Below are 23,714 nucleotides of genomic sequence, written 5' to 3' on the forward strand. Positions count from 1 at the left end.
GGAGTTCCACGCCATGAGCCACTACAGGTCCAACGTCCGCGACATCGAGTTCACCCTCTTCGAGCTGCTGCGCGTGCAGGACCGGTTCGGGCAGGGACCCTTCGCGGAGACCGACGAGGAGACCGCCCGCGCCCTCCTGCAGGAGGCGGCGGCGCTCGCGGAGGGACCGCTGGCGGAGTCCTACGAGTCCGGCGACCGCAACCCGGTGCGCTTCGACCCGCAGACCCACACCGCCCACCTCGACGAGGGCATCAAGAAGTCCTACCGCGCGATGTGGGACGCCGAGTGGTGGCGTCTCTCGGCCGACAACGCCATCGGCGGCATGGGCGTGCCCCCGTCGATCCAGTGGTCGGCCGCCGAGATGATCCTCGGCGCGAACGCCCCGGTGTTCATGTACATGACCGGCCCGAACTTCGCCTCGGTGATCTACCGCAACGGCACCGAGCAGCAGAAGCACTGGGCGCAGGTCATGGTGGACCGCGCCTGGAGCGCCACGATGGTGCTGACCGAGCCCGACGCGGGCTCCGACGTCGGCGCCGGCCGCACCAAGGCCCGCGACAACGGTGACGGCACCTGGTCGATCGAGGGCGTCAAGCGCTTCATCACCTCGGCCGACTCCGACGACCTCGTCGAGAACATCCTGCACCTCGTCCTGGCCCGCCCCGAGGGCGCGAAGCCGGGCACCAAGGGCCTCTCGCTCTTCCTCGTGCCGAAGTTCCACTTCGACCCCGAGACCGGCGAGCCGGGCGAGCGCAACGGCGCCTTCGTGACGAACGTCGAGCACAAGATGGGCCTCAACGCCTCGGCGACCTGCGAGGTCACCTTCGGTGGGAACGGCGTGCCCGCGACCGGCTTCCTGCTCGGCGACGTCCACGACGGCATCGCGCAGATGTTCCAGGTCATCGAGTACGCCCGGATGATGGTCGGCACGAAGGCGATCGGCACCCTGTCGACCGGCTACCTGAACGCCCTCGACTACGCCAAGGAGCGCATCCAGGGCGCCGACCTCACGCAGCAGACCAACAAGGCCGCGCCGCGCGTGCCGATCACCAACCACCCGGACGTCCGCCGCAGCCTCATGCTGCAGAAGGCGTACGCCGAGGGTCTCCGCGCGGTGTACGCGTTCACCGCGACCTACCAGGACACCGTCCGCCTGGGCGAGGCCCCGGACGCCGAGTCCGGGTCGGTCACCGCCGAGGACGTCGCGCTCGCGGAGAAGGTCAACGACCTGCTGCTCCCGATCGTCAAGGGGGTCGGCTCCGAGCGGGCCTCCGAGCAGCTGATCGGCTCGCTGCAGACCCTGGGTGGCTCGGGCTACCTGCAGGACTACCCGATCGAGCAGTACATCCGCGACGCCAAGATCGACTCGCTCTACGAGGGCACCACGGCGATCCAGGCGCAGGACTTCTTCTTCCGCAAGATCGTCAAGGACAACGGCCAGGCCCTGGTGCACGTGGCCGGGCTCGTGCAGTCCTTCCTGGAGTCCGAGGCCGGCAACGGGCGCCTCAAGGAGGACCGGGCGCTGCTCGCGACCGCTCTCGCGGACGTGCAGGCGATGCTCGGCACGATGGTCGGCTACCTGACGTCCTCGCAGGAGGACGTGCGCAACCTCTACAAGGTCGGCCAGCACGCGGTCCGCTTCCTGCTGTCCGTCGGCGACATGCTGATCGGCTACCTGCTCCTGCGCGGGGCGGAGGTCGCGATCGGTGCGCTCGACCGCGGGGCCTCAACGAAGGACACCGCGTTCTACGAGGGCAAGATCGCCGTCGCGCACTTCTTCGCCAAGAACGTGCTCCCGGAGCTCTCGGCCCGCCGCGCGGTCGTCGAGGGTGCGGACAACGCGCTCATGGACGTGGACATCGCCTCGTTCTGATCTCCCCCTGCCATCCCACGAACGGGCCGTTCGTCACGATCCATCGTGATGAACGGCCCGTTCGTCGTTCTCGGAGCACGGGTGATCCCCGGGTCACACGGACCCGGGAGATAGGTTCTCCAGCTGTGTCGAAGGTCCTGACGAATCTGCCGGTCGGCGAGCGTGTCGGCATCGCCTTCTCCGGGGGTCTGGACACCTCGGTCGCCGTGGCGTGGATGCGCCACCACGGCGCCGTGCCGTGCGCCTACTCGGCCGACCTCGGTCAGTACGACGAGGACGACATGGCCACGCTGCCCGACCGTGCGAAGGAGTACGGCGCGGAGATCGCGCGGCTGGTCGACTGCCGTGGCCCGCTGGTCGAGGAGGGCCTCGTCGCCCTGATGTGCGGCGCCTTCCACATCCGGTCCGGGTCCCGCGTCTACTTCAACACCACGCCGCTCGGACGCGCCGTCACCGGCACGCTGCTGGTGCGCGCGATGCAGGACGACGGCGTCTCGATCTGGGGCGACGGGTCGACCTACAAGGGCAACGACATCGAGCGGTTCTACCGCTACGGCCTGCTCGCGAACCCGCAGCTGCGCATCTACAAGCCGTGGCTGGACGCGCAGTTCGTCGACGAGCTCGGCGGCCGCGCGGAGATGAGCCAGTGGCTCACCGAGCACGACCTGCCCTACCGCGCCAGCAAGGAGAAGGCGTACTCGACCGACGCCAACATCTGGGGCGCCACGCACGAGGCGAAGACCCTCGAGCACCTCGACGAGTCCCTCGAGGTCGTCGAGCCGATCATGGGCGTGCGGTTCTGGGACCCGTCCGTGACGATCGAGCCCGAGGACGTGACGATCACGTTCGAGCAGGGCTACCCGGTCGCGATCGACGGGGAGCGGTTCGGGAACAACGTCGACCTCGTGATGGCCGCCAACGGCATCGGCGGGCGACACGGGCTCGGCATGTCCGACCAGATCGAGAACCGCATCATCGAGGCCAAGAGTCGCGGGATCTACGAGGCGCCCGGCATGGCGCTGCTGTTCATCGCCTACGAGCGGTTGCTGAACGCGATCCACAACGAGGACACGATCGCCAACTACCACAACGAGGGCCGCCGCCTCGGCCGGCTGCTCTACGAGGGCCGCTGGCTGGACCCGCAGTCGATCATGCTGCGCGAGTCGATCGTGCGGTGGATCGGGCGCACCGTGACCGGCAGCGTCACCATCCGGCTGCGGCGCGGCGAGGACTACACGATCGTCCGCACCGAGGGCCCGTCGCTCTCCTACCACCCGGACAAGCTCTCCATGGAGCGCACCGAGGACGCCGCGTTCGGCCCGCTGGACCGCATCGGGCAGCTGACGATGCGCAACCTCGACATCGCCGACTCGCGCACCAAGCTCGAGCAGTACGCCGCGTTCGGCCAGCTGACCGGACAGGCCGCGTTCGTCGGTGAGCTCGAGCAGGGTCGGGCGGACGCCATCACCGGCCGCGGCGCGGAGTCCGACACCGACGAGTCCGCCCTGGACCGGGCCGCGATCGAATCGGGCGTCGACTAGACGCTCCCGGTCGGCGCGGGGCGGATTCGACCCGACCGTCATGCGGTAAAGAGACCTCTGCGGGCGCGGACGTCCCGCGCCGTGACGACGAGGAGGGGACCCGGCATGGCGGGCATCGAGGACAAGGTCGACAAGGACTACGCGTCGAAGAGCGCCGCGGAGATCGCCGACGCGCCGGTCGACGCGCTCAAGGGCGTCTCGGAGGGCGACGCGCAGCACCTCAAGGACGCGTTCAACATCAAGACGGTGCGCGACCTCGGCACGAACAAGTACTTCCTCTGGGCCCAGGCGATCTCGAAGGTCGCCGAGTAGAGGTGCCTCCGGCTCGTGAGTGCTCATCCGTGTCCAGGCACGGATGAGTACTCACGGGCGCAGCACCTACACGCGTCGCGCCCGCGCCTCGGCGAACAGGTAGAGGCCGAAGGCGACGAAGCCCAGGGCCACCGCCAGCAGCAGGAACACCCCGTACGGCTGGCCCGCGAGCGTCTTCAGTGCGGCGTCCAGCCCGCCGGCGCGGTTCGGGTCGGCGGTCAGGGCGGCGAGCGCGAACAGCACGCCCATCACCGCGAACGCCAGCCCGCGCAGCACGTGTCCGGCGACGCCGAGCCAGACGAGCGGACCGCGGGCCCACGACGGGAGCCGGGACCGGTCGAGTTCGGACAGGAAGTCCCGGCGCACCCCGGTCCAGATGGTCGCGCCGGCGGCGATCAGCACCACGAGTGCGCCGAGGCCGACGAGCACCCGGCCACCCGGGAGCGCGAGCACCCCTGCCGTGGCCTGCTGCGAACCGCCGGTCGACGACCCCGCCGATCCGGTGACGAGCAGCCGCACGCCGAGGAAGGCCACGCCGAGGACGGCGACGGCGCGGGCCCCGCTGCCGATGCGCTTCTGCGCCCGGTCCCAGCCGCTCGCCCACCGGAACCCGGTGAGCGCGGCCAGTCCCTGCCACACGCCGAAGGCGAGCAGCCCGAGCACGATCACGACGATGACGACGACGCCGAACGGCTCACCCGCGATCGTGCTGAGCGCCCCCTGCTGGTCGGCCTGCCCGCCGCCGGAGAGCGCGATCTGCACCGCGATCCCACCGACGAGCAGGTGGACCAGACCGTAGGCGACCAGTCCGACCCGCCCGAGGAGCTCGACGCCGCGGGCCGGCGCCTCGCCCTCACCGCTGCGGCCGAGGCCCTCCAGGGCGCCGCGGACCTCGCGGGCGGCGCGCTGACCGGTGTGGTCGGACTCCTCGGTCGTCACTTGTTGTTGCAGGTGATCTCGGGCTCGGGGTTGTAGCGGACGGTGCGGGGCTCGGACTTCGTCTGGCCGGTCTTCACGTCGGTCAGGACACGGGTGTCGGTGACGGTGAAGCCACCGACGCCCTTGGACGGCTTGCACTTCGGGTTGTCCGAGAGGTCCCGGGTGCCCGGCGGCACCGGGTTGGTGCGCGGTCCGGTCTGCGACGTCACGTCGAAGCGCTTCTGGCCGTAGAGCTGGACCTTGATCGACGACGGGGTCCACTGGGTGCGGATCAGCACCGGCGTGTCGCCGTCGTTGCGGAACTTCAGGTCGATCGCGCCCTCGAAGACGGTCGCCTCGCGGCCGGCCGGGTACCGGCTGATGTAGTAGCTGTGCTCCTTGTGCTCGACCTGCTGGAGGCCGGCGAAGTACGAGGCGTTGTACAGCGTCGTCGCGAACTGCGAGATGCCGCCGCCGATCCCGCGGCCGGGCACGCCGTCGTCGATGATGCCGGCCTCGACGAAGCCCTGGCTCGCGTCGCGCGGCCCGGTGAAGCCGTTGAGGCTGAACGTCTCGCCCGGCTTCACGGTGGCGCCGTTGACGATCTCCGCGACCCGCTTGATGTTCTGGCCGGAGTCGGCGGCGAACCCGTTGGTCTGGAACTCACCGATGACGGTGGCCGGCCCGAGCGCCTGCAGCGCCTCGGTGGTGACCTTCGGCGGGGTCGTCGTGTAGATCGCGTTCACGGCACGTCCGTCGGCGGGCGGCGGCGCGGCCGGCGTGGCGCCCGGGGGCACCGGCGGCGGGGTGAACGTGGTCGGCGGCGTGGCGTCGGGCTGCTTCGCCAGCGCGTCGACGAGGCCCTCGAAGGTCTTCGGGTAGTCGATCGTGCGGCCGGTGACCGCGGGCACCACGGTCGCCGCGGCCCCCTCGAAGGCGAACGTCGCGTCCTTGGGCTCGGCCTCGGTGGACGCCAGGTCCCGGTCGACGATCCGCTGCGCGGTGGGCACGTCGACCCGCGGGGTGAGCCCGCCGGAACCGTCCGGGTCGAACTTGAGGAACTGCCCGATCTCCTCCGGTGACAGCGTCGCGTTCTTCGCGTCCCCGACGACGTAGGCCGGCCCGGCCACGGCGGGCGTGGCCACGTCGCGCAGTGCCGTGTCGATCCCCTCCTGGGTCACCGAGACCGGCTGGGCGGTGACCGGGAGGCCGACGGGGGCCGGGTCGAGCCAGTGCGCCAGGACGACGTCGGGTGCGGTGCGGCTGTCAACGACGTGTCCCGGCACCGACGGCACCGGCACCGGGCGGTCGCCCTCGAAGCGCACGGTGCCCTCGACGGACGGCCGGTCGAGCTGCGGGCGGGCGGCGTCCACGGCCTGCCCGACCGCGACCGGGTTGCCCTTGCTGATCGGCGCGATCTCGCGGTCGGAGAACAGCGAGGACAGCCGGGTGAAGGGGTTCAGCGGCTGCTCGCCCGCCTCGGCGATCGTCGCGGGGACGTCGAGGTCGAGGCCGGCGGTCCGCGGGTCCAGGGTCGCGGTCGCCGCGTCCGGACCGGTGCCCGCGACCAGGGTGATCGGCCGGGTGACGCGCGGGGCGAGCTCGGTCGTCAGCTTCTCCTGGGCGGCGAGACGGTTCATGCCGCCGATCTCGACGCCGGCGACGGTGACGCCGCGGGGCACGTTCGTGGCCGAGATCAGCAGGTCCCCGACGTAGAGGACGGCGAGCAGGCCGACCACGGCGGCACCGCTGATGAGCAGCGTGCGCCGCGAGCGGCCCCCGGAACCCGCACCCGACCCGCCGTCGCCACCCTCGTCGGGGCCGGCCACGGGCGGGATCTGCACGGTGGCCTCGGCGTCCGGGTCGTAGCCGCGCGACTCGGCCGACATCGTCCGCGTGGCCTCGTCGTCGGGCCCACCGGCCGGATCGATGCGGGTGTCCCCGGAGGATCCCGGCTGAGAAGGTGTCGTCACAGGTACAGCCCCGTCCCGCTGGTCGGCTCGATGTTCTCGCTGGCCACGGCGTGCACGTCGCGCTCGCGCATGACGACGAAGGTGCGGCCGTCGACCTCCACCTCGGCGTGGTCGTCGGGCCCGTAGAGGACCCGGTCGCCCGCCTTCACGGTCCGCACGTGGTTGCCGGTCCCGTAGACGTCCCCCCAGGCCAGCCGCTTCGACACCGAGGCGGTCGCGGGGATGACGATCCCTCCGGTGCTGCGGCGCTCGCCCTCGGCAACGGAGGGGGACACCAGCACGCGGTCGTGCAGCATCTGGATTTCCAGCCGGGGGTCCGACACGCGCGAATCGTACGGGGACGCCGCTTCCGCCCGGGCGGGTGGGAGGCGCCACCCGGACCCCGGGCACGAAGAAGCCCCGCGGCTCTGCCAGGTCGGGGGTCCGGCAGAGCCGCGGGGCTCATGGGAGGTGTCGTCCCGGGGCCGCCGTTCGTTACCGTCCTCGCCGCCTTCACCCGATCGGTGCAGTACGGATCAGTCGCGGCCCAGCAGGAAGCGCCCGAAGTGCGGGACGGTGAAGGCGATCCAGCCGCGCTCGGCCGAGAACACGAGGCCCTTGCGCAGCAGGCTGTCGCGCGCCGGGGAGAGCGAGGAAGCGCGCTTGCCCAGGTGGGCGGCGAGCTTCGCGGTCTGCACCGCCTCGTCGCGGCCCTCGGCGAGCTCGGCCATGCCCTGCAGGTACTCCCGCTCGGCCGGGGTGGCGCGTTCGTAGCGGGAGCCGAAGAACCCGACCGCGAGCTCCGCGCCCGCCTCCGGGGCGGCGACCCGGACGTCCTCGGCGTCGATCGGGCTCTGCACCGCGGCGTCCCAGGCCGCCTTGCCGTAGGCCTGCACGAAGTACGGGTAGCCGCCGGAGACCTCGTAGAGCGCGTCGAGCGCCGCCGGGGTGAGCTCGGCGTCCTCCCGTTTCGCCGGGGCGGTGAGGGCGAAGTCGGCGTCGGACCGGTCGAGCTGGCCGATGCGCACGTAGCGGAAGAGCCGCTCGGAGTAGGACTTCGACGCCGAGAGCACGGCCGGCAGGTGCGGCAGGCCCGCGCCGACGACGACGAGCGGCGCCCCGGACTGGGAGAGCTCGTGGCAGGCCGCGCACAGGGCGGAGACGTCGTCGATCTGCAGGTCCTGCATCTCGTCGATGAGCAGCGCGACCCCGACCCCGACGTCCGCGGCGAGCTCGGCGACCACCCCGAAGAGCTCGACCAGGTCGATCTCGATGTCCCCGGAGTCGGCGCGGCCGGTGAGGGTGGGGGCGTCGATCCCGGGCTGCCAGCGGTCCTTGAGCTTGGCGTCCGAGGCCGTGGCCTTGAGGGCGAACGCCTTGAGGACGCCCAGCACCTCCTCCACCCGGTCCGGGGCGCGGTGGCGCACCGCGAGGTCGCGCACCGCCCGGTGCAGGGCCGCGGACAGTGGTCGGCGCAGGTCCGCGTCCGGGCGTGCCTCGATCTTCCCGGCGCCCCAGCCGGCCCGAACGGCCATCGAGCGTAGCTCACCGAGCAGCACCGTCTTGCCGACACCGCGCAGGCCGGTGAGTACGAGGCTGCGCTCCGGACGCCCACGCGCCACCCGCTCGAGGACCACGTCGAACGCGGTCAGTTCGCGGTCGCGCCCGGCGAGCTCGGGCGGGCGCTGGCCCGCGCCGGGGGCGAAGGGATTGCGCACCGGATCCACGATCGGAGCGTATGGCGCCGTCTAGATCAGGTCCGATACGTCAGCAGAAACGGCGATCGGCGTGTCGCGGTGTGACGGCGCGAACAGTCCCAGGTCGTAGGACACCGTGTATCGGTTACCTTTGGTACGGGTAACCGCAGGTAACAGTGACCGCCGGTACGGAAGGATGAGCGGATCATGACGACCGTCGAGCAGGGCCAGGAGACGGAGCGCAGCGGAGCTCGACCCGTCGAGCGGGGTTCGGACCGTCGCGACGACGTCGCGGAGCGGCTGCTCCGGTCCGCCGGTGAGCTGTCCTACGACCCCCAGCAGGAGGTCGACTGGGAGACCCCGCTCGACCCGTCGCACCACGGCTGCAGCCCGGAGTGGAGCACGCTCTACGGCACGGCCTACTGGGACGAGATGACCGAGGAGCAGCGCGCGGCGCTGACCCGGCAGGAGGCGGCGTCGGTCGCCAGCACGGGCATCTGGTTCGAGATGATCCTGCAGCAGATGGTCATCCGGGACTTCTACGCGAAGGACCCGACGGACCCGGCGTTCCAGTGGGCGCTCACGGAGATCGCCGACGAGTGCCGGCACTCCATCATGTTCGCCCGCGGGGCGGAGAAGCTGGGCGCGCCGGCGTACCGACCGGCCCGCCACGTCGTCGAGGGCGGCCGCGTGTTCAAGGCCGTGGCCTCCGGTGAGGCCGCCTACGCGTCGATCCTCGTCGCCGAGGAGGTCCTCGACGTCATGCAGCGCGACTGGATGCGCGACGACCGCGTCGCCCCGTTCGCGCGCACGATCAACAACATCCACGTGGTCGAGGAGGCGCGGCACATGCGCTTCGCCCGCGAGGAGACCCGTGAGCGCCTCGAGGGCGTGGGGCCGGTCCGTCGTCGGGCGCAGGCGCTGCTGGTCGCCTTCGCGGCCTTCTTCATCGTCACGAGCATGTGGAACAAGCAGGTGTACGCCAACGCGGGGCTCGACCCGAAGCGTGCGCTGCGCGAGGCGAAGGCCAACGAGCACCACCGCGCGATGCTGCGTTCCAGCTGCGCGGAGCTGATGGACTTCCTCGGATCGGTGGGTCTCCTGACCCGTCCGGCGCGGGCGATCTACCGCGCCGCGCACATCCTGTAAGGCCTCGACCCGTGCCGTTCGCCATCACGCAGTCGTGCTGCGTCGACGCCTCGTGCGTCTCCGCCTGCCCGGTCAACTGCATCCACCCCGCGCCGGGCGAGCCCGACTTCGGGACGACGGACATGCTCTACGTCGACCCGCGGACGTGCATCGACTGCGGGGCGTGCGCCGAGGTCTGCCCGGTCGACGCCGTGTTCCCCGTCGAGAACCTGGTCGGGTCGTTGCGCGAGTACGCCGGGATCAACGCGGAGTACTACGCCGACCGGGAGGCGCCGGCGGCGCTCGCCGGGTCCCCGCTGTTCCACGCGTGGGACCCGGTCCGCTTCGACCGGGTGCTGCCGGCGGACTTCCCGCGCCTCGACGTGGCGGTGGTCGGCAGCGGGCCCGCGGCGATGTACACCGTGGAGGACCTGCTGCTGCACACGACGGCGCGGGTCACGGTCGTCGACCGGCTCCGCGAGCCCGGCGGCCTGGTGCGCTTCGGCGTCGCCCCGGACCACGCCAGCACCAAGCAGGTCGGCGAGCACTTCGCCCGCTACCACGACCACCACCGCGTGACGATGCGCCTCGGGGTCGAGGTGGGCCGCGACGTCACGGTCGAGGAGCTGGGCCACCGGTACGACGCCGTGGTCTACGCGGTCGGCGCGGCCGAGTCACGGGACCTCGGGATCCCGGGCGAGGACCTGCCGGGCAACCTCGCCTCCACCACCGTGGTCGGTTGGTACAACGGCCACCCCGAGACCCCGGCCGATGCGGTCGACCTGCGCGGTCCGCGCGTCGTCGTGGTCGGGACGGGCAACGTCGCGCTCGACATCGCGCGGATCGTCGCCGCCGACCCGGACGGGCTCGACGGCGTCGCGCCGGCGGCCCGCGCGGCGCTGCGTGGCAGCGGCGTGCGGGAGATCGTCCTGCTGGGTCGCCGTGGTCCGCGCGAGGCGGCGTGGACCCGGGGCGAGCTGCTCGGGCTCCTGCGCCGGGACGACCTCGAGGTCGTCGTCGACGACCACGACCCTCGCACCGCGGAGGAGATCGCGGTGGCGACGGACGCGGAGACGGCGAGCCTGCTCCGGGACGTGCCGCGGGCGTCCGCCGCCCCCGAATCCCCCCGACGGCGGGTGGTGCTGCGCTTCCACGCCGTCCCCGAGGAGATCCTCGGCACGGACCGCGTCACCGGCGTTCGGCTCGCCGGCGGTGACGAGCTCGACGCGAGCGCCGTCGTCCGGGCGATCGGGCACCGGGGGCGTGCGGTCCCCGGGCTGCCGTTCGACCCGTCGTCGGGAACGGTGCCGCACGTCGAGGGCCGCGTGGAGGGCCGCCCCGGGACCTACGTGGTGGGCTGGATCAAGCGCGGGGCGTCCGGCGGCATCGGCGCCAACCGGGCCGACTCGGCCGAGACCGTCGCCTCCCTGATCGCGGACGGGGCGTCCGGGGTGCTCGGCCGGGGCGCCTCGCGCAACCCGGTCCGCCGGGCGGTGCGGCGCCTCTCGCGCCACTGACCTCCGCGCTGAGCGAGCGGCACCCTCGCAGCGTCTCTGCGCTCGAGAGTGCCGTTCGCTCGCCGTCTATCAGGCTCTCTCGGGCTCGTCGTAGACGACGGTAGAGAGCGCGATCAGCGGCCCAGCCCGCGCTCCCGGGCCCGGGCGATCGCCGCGTAGCGGTCGGTCACCTGCAGCTTCGCGTAGGTCGCCGAGAGGTAGTTGCGGACCGTCTTGGTGCTGAGCGAGAGCTCGGCCGCGATCCCGGCGGTCGGTCGACCGGCGGCGAGGAGCTCGAGGACGCGCTGCTCCTGCTCGGTGAGCTCCGGGAAGGCGCGGTCGACGTCGGCGCCGCGCGCGAGGGACGTCGGGGTCACGGCCGGGCCGAGGACCGTGCCACCGGCCGTGACCAGTCGCAGCGCGGCGAGGATCTCCGCCTCGTCGGCACCCTTGAGGAGGTAGCCGCGTGCCCCGGCCCGCAGTGCGGCCACCACCGACGCGTCCTCCTCGACCATGGTCAGGACGACGACGGCGGGTGCCTCGGGGAGCGCGAGGAGCCGGCGGCACGTCTCCAGCCCACCGATCCCCGGCATCCGCAGGTCGAGCAGGACGACGTCGCAGGCGACCTCCGTGATCCGCTCGAGGGCCTCCTCCCCGGAGGCGGCGGCCCCCGCGCACTCGATGCCCTCGACCCGGTCGACCATCGCCTGCAGGCCCGAGCGGTAGAGCGGGTGGTCGTCGACGACGAGGACGCGCACGTCGGTCACACCGCCTCGTGCAGCGGCAGGGTGGCGGTCAGCGTCGTCCCGCCGGGCCGGTGCCGGACGTCGAGTCCGCCGCCCAGCTCCTCGGTGCGGTGCCGCAGCGAGGACAGCCCGATCCCGCCGGCCGTCCGCTCGACCGGGCCGCTGCCGTCGTCACTCACGACGATGCGCAGCGACCCGTCCCCGACCGCGAGGGCGACCGTGCAGGCGGTGGCCCGGGCGTGCCGGGTGACGTTGGTCAGGGCCTCGGTCACGACGCGGTACGCGGCCACCTCGACGGCGGCCGGGAGGTCCTCGGGGACGTCCGCGGCGTCCAGGACGACGACCAGCCCGCTCCCCTCGACGAGCCCGACGTGCTTCCCGAGCGCGGCGACGAGCCCGACGTCGTCGAGGGCCGGGGGACGCAGTCCGTGCACGAGGCGGCGCAGGTCGACCAGGGCGTCCTGGAGCGTGCTCTTGAGGGTCGCCGCCCCCGCCTCGTCGGCGGCCTCGGGCCCGACCTCCCGCCGGAGCCCGTCGAGCGCGAGCACGGCGTGGGAGAGCACCGGTCCGAGCCCGTCGTGCAGGTCGTGGTGCAGCCGTCGCCGTTCGTCCTCCCCGGCCCGGACGAGGTGCTCGCGGGCCTGCTGCAGGTCCGCGGCCAGGGCGTGTGCGTCGAGGGTGCCGGCGAGCACCCGGCCCAGGGCCTCGAGCAGGCCGGCGTCGCGTGGGTCGGGGGCGCGTTCTCCGGGCCGCAGGGCCACCGTGAGGACTCCGAGGAGCCGGCCGCGGGCACGGAGCGGGACCTCGTGGCGCGGTCGCGTGGCGACCGGCTCGCCGGCGGCGGCCACGGCGGCCCCGTCCGGGTCGAGGATCGCCACCCCGGGGACGCGCAGGAGCTCACGGACGGACTCGAGCGCCGCCCGACCGCCGTCGTGGTCCGTGCCGACTCCCGAGGCGGGTGCGTCGTCGAGCCGGGTGCCGAGGGCCCGGAGCACCGCCAGCGGGTCGGACCGGGCGCCGTGCAGCAGACGGTCGACGGCCCGCTGCGTCCACGTCCGCACGGGCGCGAAGGTCACGGCGACCACCGCCACGCCCAGGAACCCGGCAGCGTCCGGCAGGAAGGAGCCGCCCGCGGTCACCGCGACCACGTAGAGCAGGTAGGTCGCAGCGGCGGTGAACGCGTACACGAGCGAGCGGTCGACGACGGCGTCGAGCCCGTGCAGCCCGCCGAGCACCGCCGCGACCACCGCGGCGGCGACGAGACTCGTCGTCACACCGCTCAGGACGTCCCCCACCGTGGTCGGGACCCCGGGGAGGAGCACGACCCCGACGGCGAGCACGACGGCGAGCCCGAACCACCGCAGCCGCAGCCGGTCCGCGCGGTCGGCACGGACGTACCGCACCAGCAGGCTCGCCAGGCAGACCGGCGCGCAGAACACGAGCGCGGTGGTGATCAGCCGGACGACGTCCGTCGGCCAGTCCGGGAGGTGCCCGGTGAGCGGGCTCGGTGTGCCGTCCTCGAGTCGCGGGTGCAGGACGCACGCGACGAACAGCGCGGCGAACAGGGCGAGGACGACGACCTGCACCGCGAGCCAGGGGCGGGAGGGGACCCGTCCGGTCGGGAACCACAGCGGGAGCAGGGTGAGCAGGGCGAGGAAGGGGAGCCAGACGATCTCGGAGACCCAGCCGGCGAGCGCGGCGAGCGGGAGCGAGCCGGGCACCGTGTGCAGCCCGAAGCCGGACCACTCGGCGAGGAAGAAGCCGAGCGCGAGCCCGGCGGTCGAGAGCAGCAGCCAGCCGACCCGGTCCCGGGGACGGTGGGTGAGGATCAACGCCCCCGCGGTCGGGACGAGTGCTCCCGTCACGGCGTCGCCGAGGTAGATGTCCTCGAGGCCCTCGGTCGCGCCGTTCGCCACCGCCAGGGGCGCCCCGGCGAGGGAGAGCGCGGCCGCGGCAACGGCGACACCCCAGGGCCAGCGTCGACGCACCGCGGCGGATGGCACGCCGTCGAGCATGGCCGACCCCTCCCGCCCGGCGCCACGGTCACGGTGTCCCGCGCGCTCCGGGTCACCGTGCCCCTGCCGTCGGGCCGGGAGGCCGCGGTGTGCTCGTCCCGGGTCGGCCGGCGGTCGGTCGGACGGGCGTCGGAGGGAGCGACATGGACCGGGTGAGCTGGGTCCGGATCACCGGAGCGGTGGCTGTGATCGGTGCGGTGTGCTGGGCCGTCAAGTGGGCGGCGATCGGAGCTCAGGGCTCCTCCGGGAGCGCGGTCGACGTCTCTGCGTTCGTGCTCGGCCTGGTCGGCATCGTCGTCGGTTCGTGCTCGGCGTCGCTGCGTCTCACCGCAGGTCGTGGCTCCGCGGCGACGGCGGTGGCCTGCGTGCTGGGCGCGGTGGTCACCTTCCTCCTGGTGCCGGTCCTGTCGACCGTCTCCGAGGCCGTGTTCGGGGCGGGGACCTTCCTCGGCGGCGAGGCAGGCCTGATGGTCCTGGCCCTGCTCGCGGTCGTGGTCGGGCTGAGCGGGTTCTGGACCGCACCCTCCGGGTCGGCCTCCCGCCGCGCGGCGGGGGTGGCGTGATGCTCCCGATCCGACCGTGCGGGTGCGGGACCGTGCAGCCCCCGGACTCCGGGAACGTCGACGCCGAGGACGTCGAGGCGTCGGACGATCCGACCCTGGAGGCCCTGCTCGCCCACCCCTTCGTCGGTACCTACCGCACGATGCTGCGTGCCGCGGCCGCCCAGGTCCGCCGGGCGGACGCGGAGCGGGCACTCGCGCGCGAGAAGCTCGCAGGGCTGCGGGCGGTGACGGAGGCCTTCGCCGCGGGAGCGACGTCGGCGACGACCCCGCGGGGCGGCAACGAGTCGGCGCAGAGCGCGGCGCAGGCGCTGCAGGAGTGCATGGACGCCCTCGACGAGTGCGGGTCCCGCCACGCCGGCGAGGGCGACGCGGCCCTGGTCCTGTGCGCCGCGCAGTACACGGCGTGCATCGCGACGATCGTCATCCACGGTCCGTCCGGAGGCGGTGGTGGTCGCCCGCCGAGCCGCCCGCCGTTGGCGACCGTGCTGCAGGCCGACGCGGAGCTCGAGGACCCGGCGGGGTATCCGTGGGCGGTCGACCACGGCCGCCGATAGGGCCCGATCGGGATGTATCGCGTCCTCTCGTGTCAGCGCTAGACGGGGGTAGAGAGCGCGATCCGCACCATAGATCCCGGCGACCGGTCCGACGATGGCGATCTGCTCGCATGGGGTGGGAGTGAGGCGCCATCGTCGACCGGGGCGCTGGTGACAGGGCAGCGACGATGTGGCAAATCTGCCACTGGATGACAGCAACGACGCTTCGCTGCCACGACCTCAGACCCGTCGGAGGGCGTCGAGGCCCGGCCAGACGACGGCCATGAGCATGTCCGCGAGCAGGTCGGCCGGCTCCTGCTCCCCTGGGGCGTGGTCCCCGCCCAGCCACCAGTCGGCCAGGCCCTCCGCGGCGCCGACGAGGGTGTGGGCGATCGGTTCCGCAGCCTCCACGGACCCGCCGAGCTCCGCGGCGAGCAGCTCCGCAGCACGGATGACGATGCTGCGCCGGGCCGCGTCGACCGGACCGGCGAACTCGCCGGTGGACGCCTGCCGGTACAGGACCGTCCAGCCCTGCCGGTGCGTGGTGACCGCACGGAAGAAGGCCCGCAGCGCCCGGCGGAGCCGCTGCTGCGCGCCGTCCTCGCCCGACGAGCCGTCGGGGAGGACCGCCGCCGTCATCGACGACATCAACCGGTCGGCCTCGCGGGCCAGGCACGCGGCGAACAGCTCGTCCTTCGTCCCGCCGTGCGCGTAGACCGACGGCTTCGACACCCCGGCCCGGGCGGCGATCGCGTCCATCGAGGCGCCGTGCAGGCCCTCCTCGGAGAACACCGCGATGGCCGCGTCGAGGACCTGCCGGCGACGCACCTCGGGGGCGAGGCGGCGACGCGTTCCGGTGGTCACGGTTGCAACCTATCTACTCCTGCGTAAAGTAGCGAGTGAACGCGGGACCGTTGGTACCTGACACCCGCCCCCTCACACCGGAGTGGAGACCGTGGCCGAGAAGATCGACGTCAACGAGCTGGGTCGCAGCGTCGACCTCAAGAAGCTCTCCTCCGACGAGCTCGTCGCCGTGATGCGCGACGCGCTGGCCGAGCCCGAGGGCGCGAAGACGGTGGACGCCTCGGTGTTCGCGCGGCTGGTCAAGGGCGCGAGCAAGGCCCAGCTCGAGGCGATCATGACCTCGGACGCCCGCCGCCCCGTCATCGACGCGATCTTCGGGCGGATGAGCGAGTTCTACTCGTCGAAGGGTGCGAGCTCGAAGCGCCAGGTCGTGCACTGGCACGTCACCGGCGCCCCGGGCGGTGGCAGCGACGACTACCAGACCGCCATGCAGCACGGCGTCTGCACCGTCTCCACCACCCTCGACGAGGAGCCGCGCACCGAGCTGTTCATGAACGGCACGGAGTTCCTCAAGGTCGTCACGAACAACGCCAACCCGATCACGCTGTTCATGACCCGCAAGCTCAAGGTCTCCGGCGACGTCGGGTTCGCCACCGCTCTGCAGAAGATGTTCACGATCCCCTCGGCCTGAAGGCGCTCACCATGACTTTCTCGATGGAACTGTCCGAGGAGCACACCGACCTGCGGGACTGGGCCCACGGCTTCGCCGCCGAGGTGATCCGCCCCGCGGCCGAGGAGTGGGACGAGCGCGAGGCGACCCCGTGGCCCGTCCTGCAGGAGGCCGCGAAGATCGAGCTCTACAACTTCGAGACGCTCGCGTCCTTCTGGGGCGACGAGACCGGCCTCTCGCTGCCGATCGTCAACGAGGAGCTCTTCTGGGGCGACGGCGGCATCGGCATGGCCATCTTCGGCACCACGCTCGCGGTCGCGGGCATCTTCTCCTCCGGCACCCCCGAGCAGATGGTCGAGTGGATCCCGCAGTGCTACGGCGACGTCGACGACGTCAAGGTGGCGGCGTTCTGCTCCTCGGAGCCGGAGTCTGGCTCCGACGTCGGGGCGATGCGCACCAAGGCCGTGTACGACGAGGCCAGGGACCAGTGGACGATCTCCGGCGCCAAGGCGTGGGCCACCAACGGCGGGATCGCGAACATCCACGTGGTCCAGGCCGTCGTCGACCCGTCGCTGGGCACCCGCGGCCAGGCCGGCTTCGTCATCCCGCCGAACACGCCGGGCCTGGAGTCGACGCGCAAGATCAAGAAGATGGGGCTGCGGGCGTCGCACACCGCGGACGTCTTCCTCGACGACGTCGTCGTTCCCGGCTCCTGCCTGCTCGGCGGTAAGGAGAAGCTCGACGAGCGCCTCGCGAGGGCCCGGGAGGGACAGAAGTCCAAGGGCTCGGCGGCCATGCAGACCTTCGAGCTGTCCCGCCCGACCGTGGGTTCGCAGGCCATCGGCATCGCCCGGGGCGCCTACGAGTACGCGTTGGAGTACGCGAAGGGCCGGGAGACGTTCGGCCGGCCCATCATCGACAACCAGTCGATCGCGTTCACCCTCGCCGACATGAAGACCGAGATCGACGCCGCCCGCCTGCTGGTCTGGCGGGCCGCCTGGATGGGGCGCAACGGCGTGCCGTTCGAGGCGGGCGAGGGGTCGATGTCCAAGCTCAAGGCCGGCCGCGTCGCGGTGTGGGTCACCGAGCGGGCCATCCAGATCCTCGGGGGCGCGGGCTACTCGCGCGAGCACCCGGTGGAGCGCATGCACCGCGACTCGAAGATCTACGACATCTTCGAGGGCACCGAGCAGATCCAGCAGCTCGTCATCGCCCGCTCGATCTCCGGTCGCCACATCGCCTGAACGACCCGCCCCGTCCGCCCGAGGGGGGCGGGCGGGGCACCCCTCCGAGAGCAATGCTCTTGACGAGAGCAGTGCACTCGCCCAAGATGTGAGCACTGCTCTCACAGTGCTCGGAGGTCGGGATGTCGGGTCGGGTCGTGCCGGTGGTCGCCGGGGCGCTGTTCGTCGTCTACCCGGCCCTGCGTCCATGGGGGGACGCGACGACGGCGGGGATGGCGGACGCCTTCGCGTCGCCGCTGTGGCTCGTCGCGCATCTGGCGGCGGTCGCCGGGTTCGTGCTGGTCGGGCTCGGGCTCCGGTCGTACGGGCGGTCCGCGGAGACGGTGTGTTGGGTCGGCGTCGCGCTGGTCCTGCCGTACTACGGCGCGGAGGTCTTCGCGCTGCACGCGCTCGGGGAGCGCATGACCGGGGACGCCCTGGCGGCGACCGCGGAGGCGATCCGGCTCGGCCCGGTGGCCGCGACGTTGTTCGCGGTGGGCCTGGTGGCCCTGGCGGTCGCTGCGGTGCTCGTGGCGGTCCGGGATCGGACGGCCGTCGTGTTCGCCGTCGCGATGGTGGCGTTCCTGCCGCAGTTCTTCGCCCCGCCGGCGGTGCGGATCGCGCACGGGATCGTCCTCGGCCTGGGCCTGGCGCTCCTCGCGGTGCCGCATCGCTCCCCGGTCGGGCGGGAGGCGCTCACCGCCAGCGCGTGAGGCCCTCGCCGTCGAGCAGGTCGTACGCCGGCGTCCTCCCGCACGCACCTGCGGCCAGGGCGAGCGCCGGGCCGCGGACGGTCTCGCCCTCGCCCCACGTGAAGTCGACGTCGTCGGCCTCCAGACGGATCCCGTCCAGGCGGCCGCGGGTCAGGAAGACGCCCACCGCCCGCGGCGTCGTCAGGAACTCCAGGGCCGGCAGGACGTGCGCGGGATCGACGTGATCGACGGCGGGCGGCTCGACGGCCCACCGGATGTCGAGGGTGTGGACGAGGACGTCCGTCAGGGGTGCCTCGAGGGGGAGCCCCGGCGGGTGGAACGTCGAGTCGGCGTTCGCCTCGAGGACGTCGATCAGGTCACCCGGCGCCCGCCGTCCGAGCGTCCTCGCCCACACGTCCATGGCGCCCGCCGGTCCGCGGTGCCGGAGCATCGACACCGCCATGCGCGGCATCGAGACCTCGAACGGTGTCACCAGGTGCGCGAGCACCTCGCGCGTGCGCCATCCGGTGCAGAGGCTGGGGCGGGACCACGCGTCGAGATCGAGCGTGCGGAGGTGGCGCGCCGTAGCCAGGCGTTGGTCCCGGAGGAGTTCCTTCACATCGGCAACTCTATGGTCCTGACGTCGTACCAGGGAAGCCGTAGGTTTCTCGAAGGAGACGCCGGGCACAGGAGTGACACGACCTGTCGTCGGGAAGGGACGTGCCCCATGGCCATCGAGACTCCGATCGCCGATCCGTCGGGGGCGCCGCACCAGCTGACCGAGGCGCTGGGCACCGACTACTTCTCGGTGCGCTCCCGCTTCACCCCGAAGCAGTGGGACACGTTCATGGCGGTGCGACGGTTCGTCGACCACGAGGTGCTGCCCGCGGCATCGGAGGCCTGGGACGCGGCGCAGATGTCGTGGGACGTGATCAACAAGCTGCCGCCACTCGGCATCGTCGGTGACGACATCGCGGGCAACGGCTGCCCGGGGCTCGACCCGTTGTCGTGCGGCCTGGTGGCGATGGAGCTCGCTCGCGGCGACGGCAGCCTCGCCACCTTCTTCGCGGTGCAGTCCGGACTGGCCATGAAGGCCATCGACATGCTCGGGTCGGACGAGCAGCGGGCGCGGTTCCTGCCGGGCATGGCGCGCCTGGAGACGATCGGTGCCTTCGGACTGACCGAGCCCGACCACGGGTCCGACTCGGTGGCGCTCGAGACCACGGCGCGCCGGGACGGCGACGACTGGATCCTCGACGGGGCGAAGCGGTGGATCGGCAACGGGTCGGTCGCGCACCGCACCGTGGTCTGGGCCCGCAACACCGACTCGGGGGACGTGCACGGCTTCGTCGTCGACACCACGACCCCGGGCTACGAGGCGTCGGTGATCCCGCGCAAGGGGTCGATGCGGTCGGTGTGGCAGGCCGACATCCGCCTCGACGGCGTCCGCGTCCCCGAGTCCGACCGGCTGCCCGGCGCGGAGACCTTCCGCGACACCGGCCGCGTCCTCGCGACCACGCGCGGCACGTGCGCGTGGATCGCGCTGGGGCACGCGACCGCGGGCTACGACGCCGCACTGCGCTACACCCTCGAGCGCACACAGTTCGGCAAGCCGCTCGCCGCACTCCAGATCGTCCAGCAGCGGCTGGTGAAGATGCTCGCCGAGCTGACCGGCATGCAGCTCTACTGCATACAGATCGCCGGGCTCGCCGAGCAGGGCGACATCTCCCCGACCATCGCCGGGCTGGCGAAGATGAACAACACCTCGAAGGCGCGCTGGATCCTGTCCGAGGCCCGCGACCTGCTGGGCGGCAACGGCATCCTGCTCGACAACCACGTCATGCGGCACATGGCCGACATCGAGTCGGTGCACACCTTCGAGGGCACCGAGACGATCCAGACGCTCATCGTCGGGCGGGAGATCACCGGGCTGTCGGCCTTCACCTGAGTCGGGTCACCGCCACCACTTCGGGCCCTTCACCTCGACCGACCCGAGGGCGACCTTCCCGGTCACGACGACGTGCGGGCGACCGGAGGCCCGCCCACCGCGCCGCTTGTCCTCGACGCTGCCCGCGGTCGCCGTGACGCCGTCGAGCGAGGCGCTGGCGGTCTCGGGCAACCGCAGCTCGACCGAGCCGAGGGTCATGTCGACGTCGATCTCCACGACGTCGTGATCGACGACCGCCTCGGTGAGGTCCAGCTCGGCCGAACCCATCCACCCGTCGATCTCGAGGCGACGCGGGACCGCCCACGCGCCCGAGCGCTTCACCGACGAGAGGGTGGCGTGCAGCGCGACGGTGCCGCTGGTGTCGCCTCCGGCGTAGGGGTCGCGCGGCGCCTGCCGACGCTCCCGGGACTCGGCCTCGGTGCGGGCGCGGGCCCGGTCCGGGTGCTCGAGCGGCAGGTCGAGCACGAGGGTGTTCAGCTCGCGGCGGGTGCGGGCGGCGATGGCGAGCCCGGAGCGGCGGTCGAACTCCAGGGTGTCGACGAGCCCGCGGTTCACCGCGTCCTGGAGCAGACCGACGATGTGCTCCCGGTCGTCGTGGCCGACGGGGAGGTCGGCCGGTGAGGGCGGCAGCTCCTCCCCGGCCGGCGGGCGAGGCCGGTCCTGCGGGGCCTCGCTACTGGTGGTCTCGGTGCTGGTCTGCTCGTCCATACGCACACCCTCCCGTCCGGGGACACGGCGCACCTCGGGGTCGGACCCTGAACTCCCTCCGGGCCGATCGGGTTCTCTCGCTGCGTCTCGGAGATGCCGTAGACCGCGGTGGAGAAGAGGAGAGACACGGACGAGTGGCGGTTGCGTGCAACCGACTAACACTTGCGGGGGTGACGACGATGACAGCGATGTAGCCCGTTCGGCCCAGTGCACCGCCGCCGTCCGTCGGGTCCCGTCCCTTCCCGAGGAGTCCGCCGTGCCCGTTCCCGCCCGTGGCCCCCGCAGCACCGTCGCCCGTGTGCCGCATCCCGCCGTCCCGGCCGCCCGCCGGTCGCCCGAGGAGGCGGCCGCGGCGGTGAGCCCCCGTGACCGCGCCGTCCTCATGGCGGTCGCCGCCGGACGCTGCACCATGGGCCCCGAGCAGGGCGAGGGCCTCATGGTCGACGGGCGGCCGTGCTCGGACCAGTTCGCCGGCCACCGTCTGGTCCGGGCGGGCCTGGTGCGTCTCGTCGCCCAGCCGCCCGGACGGCCGAGCACCGTCGTCCTCTCGCCCGCCGGCGTCGCCCTGCTCGGGCTGCCGATCACCGTGTGACGGCCGTCCGACCCGGCTGGACCGGCATGTGCTCGTACCCGCGCAGGATGCGGGTCGGGCGGCGCACGGCATCGCCCGCCGGGGCGACGTGCGGGAAGCGCTCGAACAGCGCGCGCAGCGCGACCTCACCCTCCATGCGTGCGAGGGCCGCGCCCAGGCAGTAGTGGATACCGCTGGAGAAGGCCACGTGGTCGCGGGCGTTGGCCCGCCCGACGTCGAAGACGTCCGGGTCGGCGAACACCTCGGGGTCGCGGTTGGCGGCGGCGATGACGGTGACGACGAGCGCGCCCGCGGGGATCTCGCGGCCGGCCAGCACGGTGTCGCGCCGGGCCCGCCGCGCGGTCCGCGAGACCGGCGACTCCATCCGCAGCATCTCGTCGACCGCGTTCGCCCAGAGGGTCGGGTCGGCGGCGAGGCGCTCCCGCTGGTCGGGGTGGTCGAAGAGCAGGCGGCTCCCGTTGGCGATCAGGTTCACCGTGGTCTCGAACCCGGCGGCGAGCACCAGCAGGGCGGTCCCGACGAGCTCGCGCTCGGAGAGTCCCGACCCGTCGTCGTCGGTGGCGCTGACGAGGCCGGAGAGCAGGTCGTCCCCCGGCTCGGCCCGGAGCCGGCGCAGGTGCGCGGTCATCCACTCGTTCAGCGCCGCCACGTTGGTCTGGACCGTCGCCCAGCGGTGCCGCGGGAGACCGAGGTCCAGCGAGGCGGCCGCGCCGTCGCCCCAGGCGAGGAACTTCTCGCGCATCGAGGTCGGCACGCCGAGCATCTCGGAGATCACGGTGACCGGCAGCAGGCTCGCGTAGCGGGACACGAGGTCCACCGGGCCGGAGTCGTCGGCGAGCCCGTCGAGCAGCTCGGCGGCGATCTCCTCGGTGCGCCCGCGCAGCGCCGCGACCCGCTTCGCCGTGAACGCCCGGGTCACCAGGCGGCGGTACCGGGTGTGCTCCGGGGCGTCGACGGCCAGCATCGACGGCGGGTCGATCGGCCCGGGGTGCGGCGGCGGCCCGGCCAGCCGCAGGGCCAGCCGCACCGGTGCCGGCATGGCGGAGTCCCGGTTCGCCACCCCGAGGTCGTCGCTGCGCAGCACCTCGGTGCACACGTCGTGGTGCACGGTGACCCGGGAGAACGCGCCGTGGGCGAACGGCCGCTCCGCGCGGAGCCGCTCGTACTGGGCGAAGGGGTCGACGCCCAGCTCGGAATCGAGCAGGAGCGCCGCGTCGGCATTGCCCCGGCGGGCCTGGCGTCGGATCGCGGTCCGCATGACCCCGTGCGTGGCCGCCCACCGGAGGGTGTCCCGGATCATGGCGTAGATGGTACGCGTCTGTACCTGTGGCGCGGGTACACCCCGCAGCGTGCGCACCACCGTCGCCGCCCGAGGCCCGCTGCCCGCCGACCAGGCGTGGGAGCGCTACGCCGACCTCGACGCCTGGCCGCGCTGGGCGCCCCAGCTGACGGGTGCGAGCGCGCCGTCGCGTCGACTCGTCCCGGGGCTGCAGGGGGTCGTGCGGGCCGTCGGGGTGGTGCACGTGCCGTTCGAGGTGCTGGCGGTCGACGAGGCGGCCCGCACGTGGTCCTGGCGGGTGCGGGTGGGCCCGGTCCGGCTCGTGCTGCACCACGGCGTCGAGGCCGACGGTGCCGGATCGCGCACCTGGCTCGTCACCGAGGGCCCCGCCGTCGTCGTCGCGCCCTACACGCCCCTGGCCCTCGTCGCGCTGCACTCCCTGGTGCGGCCGTGACCGCGTCGGAGCGCCTCGTGCTCGTCTCCGACACCCACGCCCGCACGATCCCGGAGCAGGTCTGGGCCGCGGTGGACGACGCGGACCTCGTCGTGCACGCCGGCGACTGGACCGACGCCGCCACCGTCGACGCGTTCGAGGCCCGGGCACGACGGCTGGTCGCGTGCTGGGGCAACAACGACGGGCCCGAGCTCCGGGCCCGGATGCCCGAGGTCGCCCGGCTGGTGGTCGGGGGTCTCCGGGTCGCGGTGCTGCACGAGACCGGTGACGCCCGCGGGCGCGAGCGGCGCTGCGACGCGTGGTTCGGCCCGGGGTCCGACGACCCGGCCGACGTGGTGGTGTTCGGCCACAGCCACATCCCCTGGGACACCACGACCGCCGGTGGGGTGCGCCTGCTCAATCCCGGATCACCCACGGATCGGCGACGTCAACCCTTCTGTACCTTCATGACGGGTGCCGTGCGCGACGGAGCGCTCGCCGTCACCCGCCACGACCTCCCGCCACGCCCCGCCCGAGGGACGCGATGATCACGCATCGTCACGTCATCTGTCCTGCTCCGGGTCGTCAAGA

General features: G+C 72.9%; 24 protein-coding genes. 14 read left to right on the plus strand and 10 right to left on the minus strand.

Annotated features, from left to right (window positions below):
* Positions 1-13 precede the first annotated feature (13 nt).
* The 3 genes from QRT03_RS02960 to QRT03_RS02970 all read left to right on the plus strand — a co-directional run bounded on the left by QRT03_RS02960 (position 14) and on the right by QRT03_RS02970 (position 3,726).
* Entirely contained in the window at positions 14-1,873 is a 1,860-nt protein-coding gene (locus tag QRT03_RS02960) for an acyl-CoA dehydrogenase (protein ID WP_286050975.1), read from the plus strand.
* 125 nt (positions 1,874-1,998) lie between these two features.
* Positions 1,999-3,414: an argininosuccinate synthase gene (gene argG / locus QRT03_RS02965; RefSeq protein WP_286050976.1), complete on the plus strand. Its 1,416-nt coding sequence runs from the start codon at positions 1,999-2,001 to the stop codon at positions 3,412-3,414.
* A gap of 105 nt (positions 3,415-3,519) precedes the next feature.
* A complete protein-coding gene (locus tag QRT03_RS02970; protein WP_286050978.1) occupies positions 3,520-3,726 on the plus strand; it encodes a hypothetical protein in 207 nt (68 codons plus the stop codon).
* A gap of 66 nt (positions 3,727-3,792) precedes the next feature.
* On the opposite strand, the gene QRT03_RS02975 is transcribed toward QRT03_RS02970, so the two are convergent.
* The 4 genes from QRT03_RS02975 to QRT03_RS02990 form a co-directional block, all read right to left on the minus strand.
* A complete protein-coding gene (locus QRT03_RS02975) occupies positions 3,793-4,665 on the minus strand; it encodes a DUF1206 domain-containing protein (RefSeq protein ID WP_286050979.1) in 873 nt (290 codons plus the stop codon).
* Complete coding sequence (locus tag QRT03_RS02980; protein WP_286050980.1) at positions 4,662-6,533, minus strand: VanW family protein; 1,872 nt, start codon at positions 6,531-6,533, stop codon at positions 4,662-4,664. Before QRT03_RS02980 ends, QRT03_RS02975 begins: the two co-directional genes overlap by 4 nt.
* Positions 6,534-6,613: 80 nt before the next feature.
* On the minus strand, positions 6,614-6,913 hold the full coding sequence (locus QRT03_RS02985) for a GroES family chaperonin (protein WP_373696103.1): 300 nt from the start codon (positions 6,911-6,913) through the stop codon (positions 6,614-6,616).
* 219 nt (positions 6,914-7,132) lie between these two features.
* Positions 7,133-8,323: an ATP-binding protein gene (locus QRT03_RS02990; protein ID WP_286050982.1), complete on the minus strand. Its 1,191-nt coding sequence runs from the start codon at positions 8,321-8,323 to the stop codon at positions 7,133-7,135.
* 177 nt (positions 8,324-8,500) lie between these two features.
* Here QRT03_RS02990 and QRT03_RS02995 point away from each other — a divergent pair, with 177 nt between their 5' ends.
* Entirely contained in the window at positions 8,501-9,442 is a 942-nt protein-coding gene (locus QRT03_RS02995) for an AurF N-oxygenase family protein (protein WP_286050983.1), read from the plus strand.
* An 11-nt stretch (positions 9,443-9,453) separates the two neighbouring features.
* On the plus strand, positions 9,454-10,938 hold the full coding sequence (locus tag QRT03_RS03000; protein WP_286050984.1) for an FAD-dependent oxidoreductase: 1,485 nt from the start codon (positions 9,454-9,456) through the stop codon (positions 10,936-10,938).
* Between the two features lie 113 nt (positions 10,939-11,051).
* Here the strand turns inward: QRT03_RS03000 and QRT03_RS03005 are convergent, their stop codons facing one another.
* Both QRT03_RS03005 and QRT03_RS03010 read right to left on the minus strand, forming a co-directional pair.
* Positions 11,052-11,684 carry a response regulator gene (locus QRT03_RS03005; RefSeq protein WP_286050985.1) on the minus strand — a complete coding sequence of 211 codons (633 nt, stop codon included), beginning with the start codon at positions 11,682-11,684 and terminating at the stop codon, positions 11,052-11,054.
* Positions 11,681-13,666 (minus strand): sensor histidine kinase, encoded by a 1,986-nt coding sequence (locus QRT03_RS03010; protein WP_286050987.1) that lies wholly within the window; start codon positions 13,664-13,666, stop codon positions 11,681-11,683. The genes QRT03_RS03005 and QRT03_RS03010 overlap by 4 nt, the downstream gene beginning before the upstream one ends.
* Before the next feature lie 155 nt (positions 13,667-13,821).
* Here QRT03_RS03010 and QRT03_RS03015 point away from each other — a divergent pair, with 155 nt between their 5' ends.
* Both QRT03_RS03015 and QRT03_RS03020 read left to right on the plus strand, forming a co-directional pair.
* Complete coding sequence (locus QRT03_RS03015) at positions 13,822-14,241, plus strand: hypothetical protein (protein WP_286050988.1); 420 nt, start codon at positions 13,822-13,824, stop codon at positions 14,239-14,241.
* Between the two features lie 32 nt (positions 14,242-14,273).
* Positions 14,274-14,795, plus strand: coding sequence for a hypothetical protein (locus QRT03_RS03020; RefSeq protein ID WP_286050989.1), 522 nt, complete (start codon positions 14,274-14,276; stop codon positions 14,793-14,795).
* 219 nt (positions 14,796-15,014) lie between these two features.
* Here QRT03_RS03020 and QRT03_RS03025 read toward each other — a convergent pair whose 3' ends face one another.
* A complete protein-coding gene (locus tag QRT03_RS03025) occupies positions 15,015-15,638 on the minus strand; it encodes a TetR/AcrR family transcriptional regulator (RefSeq protein ID WP_286050990.1) in 624 nt (207 codons plus the stop codon).
* Positions 15,639-15,729: 91 nt separating this feature from the next.
* Here QRT03_RS03025 and QRT03_RS03030 point away from each other — a divergent pair, with 91 nt between their 5' ends.
* The 3 genes from QRT03_RS03030 to QRT03_RS03040 all read left to right on the plus strand — a co-directional run bounded on the left by QRT03_RS03030 (position 15,730) and on the right by QRT03_RS03040 (position 18,184).
* The gene (locus QRT03_RS03030; RefSeq protein ID WP_286050991.1) at positions 15,730-16,269 is read left to right on the plus strand and encodes an SCP2 sterol-binding domain-containing protein; all 540 of its coding nucleotides are present in this window, start codon (positions 15,730-15,732) and stop codon (positions 16,267-16,269) included.
* Between the two features lie 23 nt (positions 16,270-16,292).
* A complete protein-coding gene (locus QRT03_RS03035; RefSeq protein ID WP_286050992.1) occupies positions 16,293-17,492 on the plus strand; it encodes an acyl-CoA dehydrogenase family protein in 1,200 nt (399 codons plus the stop codon).
* 122 nt (positions 17,493-17,614) lie between these two features.
* Positions 17,615-18,184 (plus strand): hypothetical protein, encoded by a 570-nt coding sequence (locus QRT03_RS03040; RefSeq protein WP_286050993.1) that lies wholly within the window; start codon positions 17,615-17,617, stop codon positions 18,182-18,184.
* Here QRT03_RS03040 and QRT03_RS03045 read toward each other — a convergent pair.
* On the minus strand, positions 18,168-18,782 hold the full coding sequence (locus tag QRT03_RS03045; RefSeq protein WP_286050995.1) for a maleylpyruvate isomerase family mycothiol-dependent enzyme: 615 nt from the start codon (positions 18,780-18,782) through the stop codon (positions 18,168-18,170). The two genes, QRT03_RS03040 and QRT03_RS03045, sit on opposite strands and share 17 nt — an antisense overlap.
* A 108-nt stretch (positions 18,783-18,890) precedes the next feature.
* Here QRT03_RS03045 and QRT03_RS03050 point away from each other — a divergent pair, with 108 nt between their 5' ends.
* On the plus strand, positions 18,891-20,111 hold the full coding sequence (locus tag QRT03_RS03050; RefSeq protein WP_286050997.1) for an acyl-CoA dehydrogenase family protein: 1,221 nt from the start codon (positions 18,891-18,893) through the stop codon (positions 20,109-20,111).
* 6 nt (positions 20,112-20,117) lie between these two features.
* Here the strand turns inward: QRT03_RS03050 and QRT03_RS03055 are convergent, their stop codons facing one another.
* Entirely contained in the window at positions 20,118-20,819 is a 702-nt protein-coding gene (locus QRT03_RS03055) for a DUF1707 SHOCT-like domain-containing protein (RefSeq protein WP_286050998.1), read from the minus strand.
* Positions 20,820-21,075: 256 nt separating this feature from the next.
* Between QRT03_RS03055 and QRT03_RS03060 the strand changes: the two genes are divergently transcribed.
* On the plus strand, positions 21,076-21,411 hold the full coding sequence (locus QRT03_RS03060) for a hypothetical protein (RefSeq protein WP_286051000.1): 336 nt from the start codon (positions 21,076-21,078) through the stop codon (positions 21,409-21,411).
* Here QRT03_RS03060 and QRT03_RS03065 read toward each other — a convergent pair.
* Positions 21,401-22,711, minus strand: coding sequence for a cytochrome P450 (locus QRT03_RS03065; RefSeq protein WP_286051002.1), 1,311 nt, complete (start codon positions 22,709-22,711; stop codon positions 21,401-21,403). The two genes, QRT03_RS03060 and QRT03_RS03065, sit on opposite strands and share 11 nt — an antisense overlap.
* A 49-nt stretch (positions 22,712-22,760) precedes the next feature.
* On the opposite strand from QRT03_RS03065, the gene QRT03_RS03070 reads away from it, so the two are divergent.
* The gene (locus QRT03_RS03070) at positions 22,761-23,144 is read left to right on the plus strand and encodes an SRPBCC family protein (protein WP_286051004.1); all 384 of its coding nucleotides are present in this window, start codon (positions 22,761-22,763) and stop codon (positions 23,142-23,144) included.
* On the plus strand, positions 23,141-23,671 hold the full coding sequence (locus QRT03_RS03075) for a metallophosphoesterase family protein (RefSeq protein ID WP_286051006.1): 531 nt from the start codon (positions 23,141-23,143) through the stop codon (positions 23,669-23,671). The genes QRT03_RS03070 and QRT03_RS03075 overlap by 4 nt, the downstream gene beginning before the upstream one ends.
* The last annotated feature ends 43 nt before the right edge of the window (positions 23,672-23,714 follow it).

Origin of the sequence: Actinomycetospora termitidis (genome assembly GCF_030286555.1) — a bacterium.
Taxonomy (GTDB): Bacteria; Actinomycetota; Actinomycetes; order Mycobacteriales; family Pseudonocardiaceae; genus Actinomycetospora; species Actinomycetospora termitidis.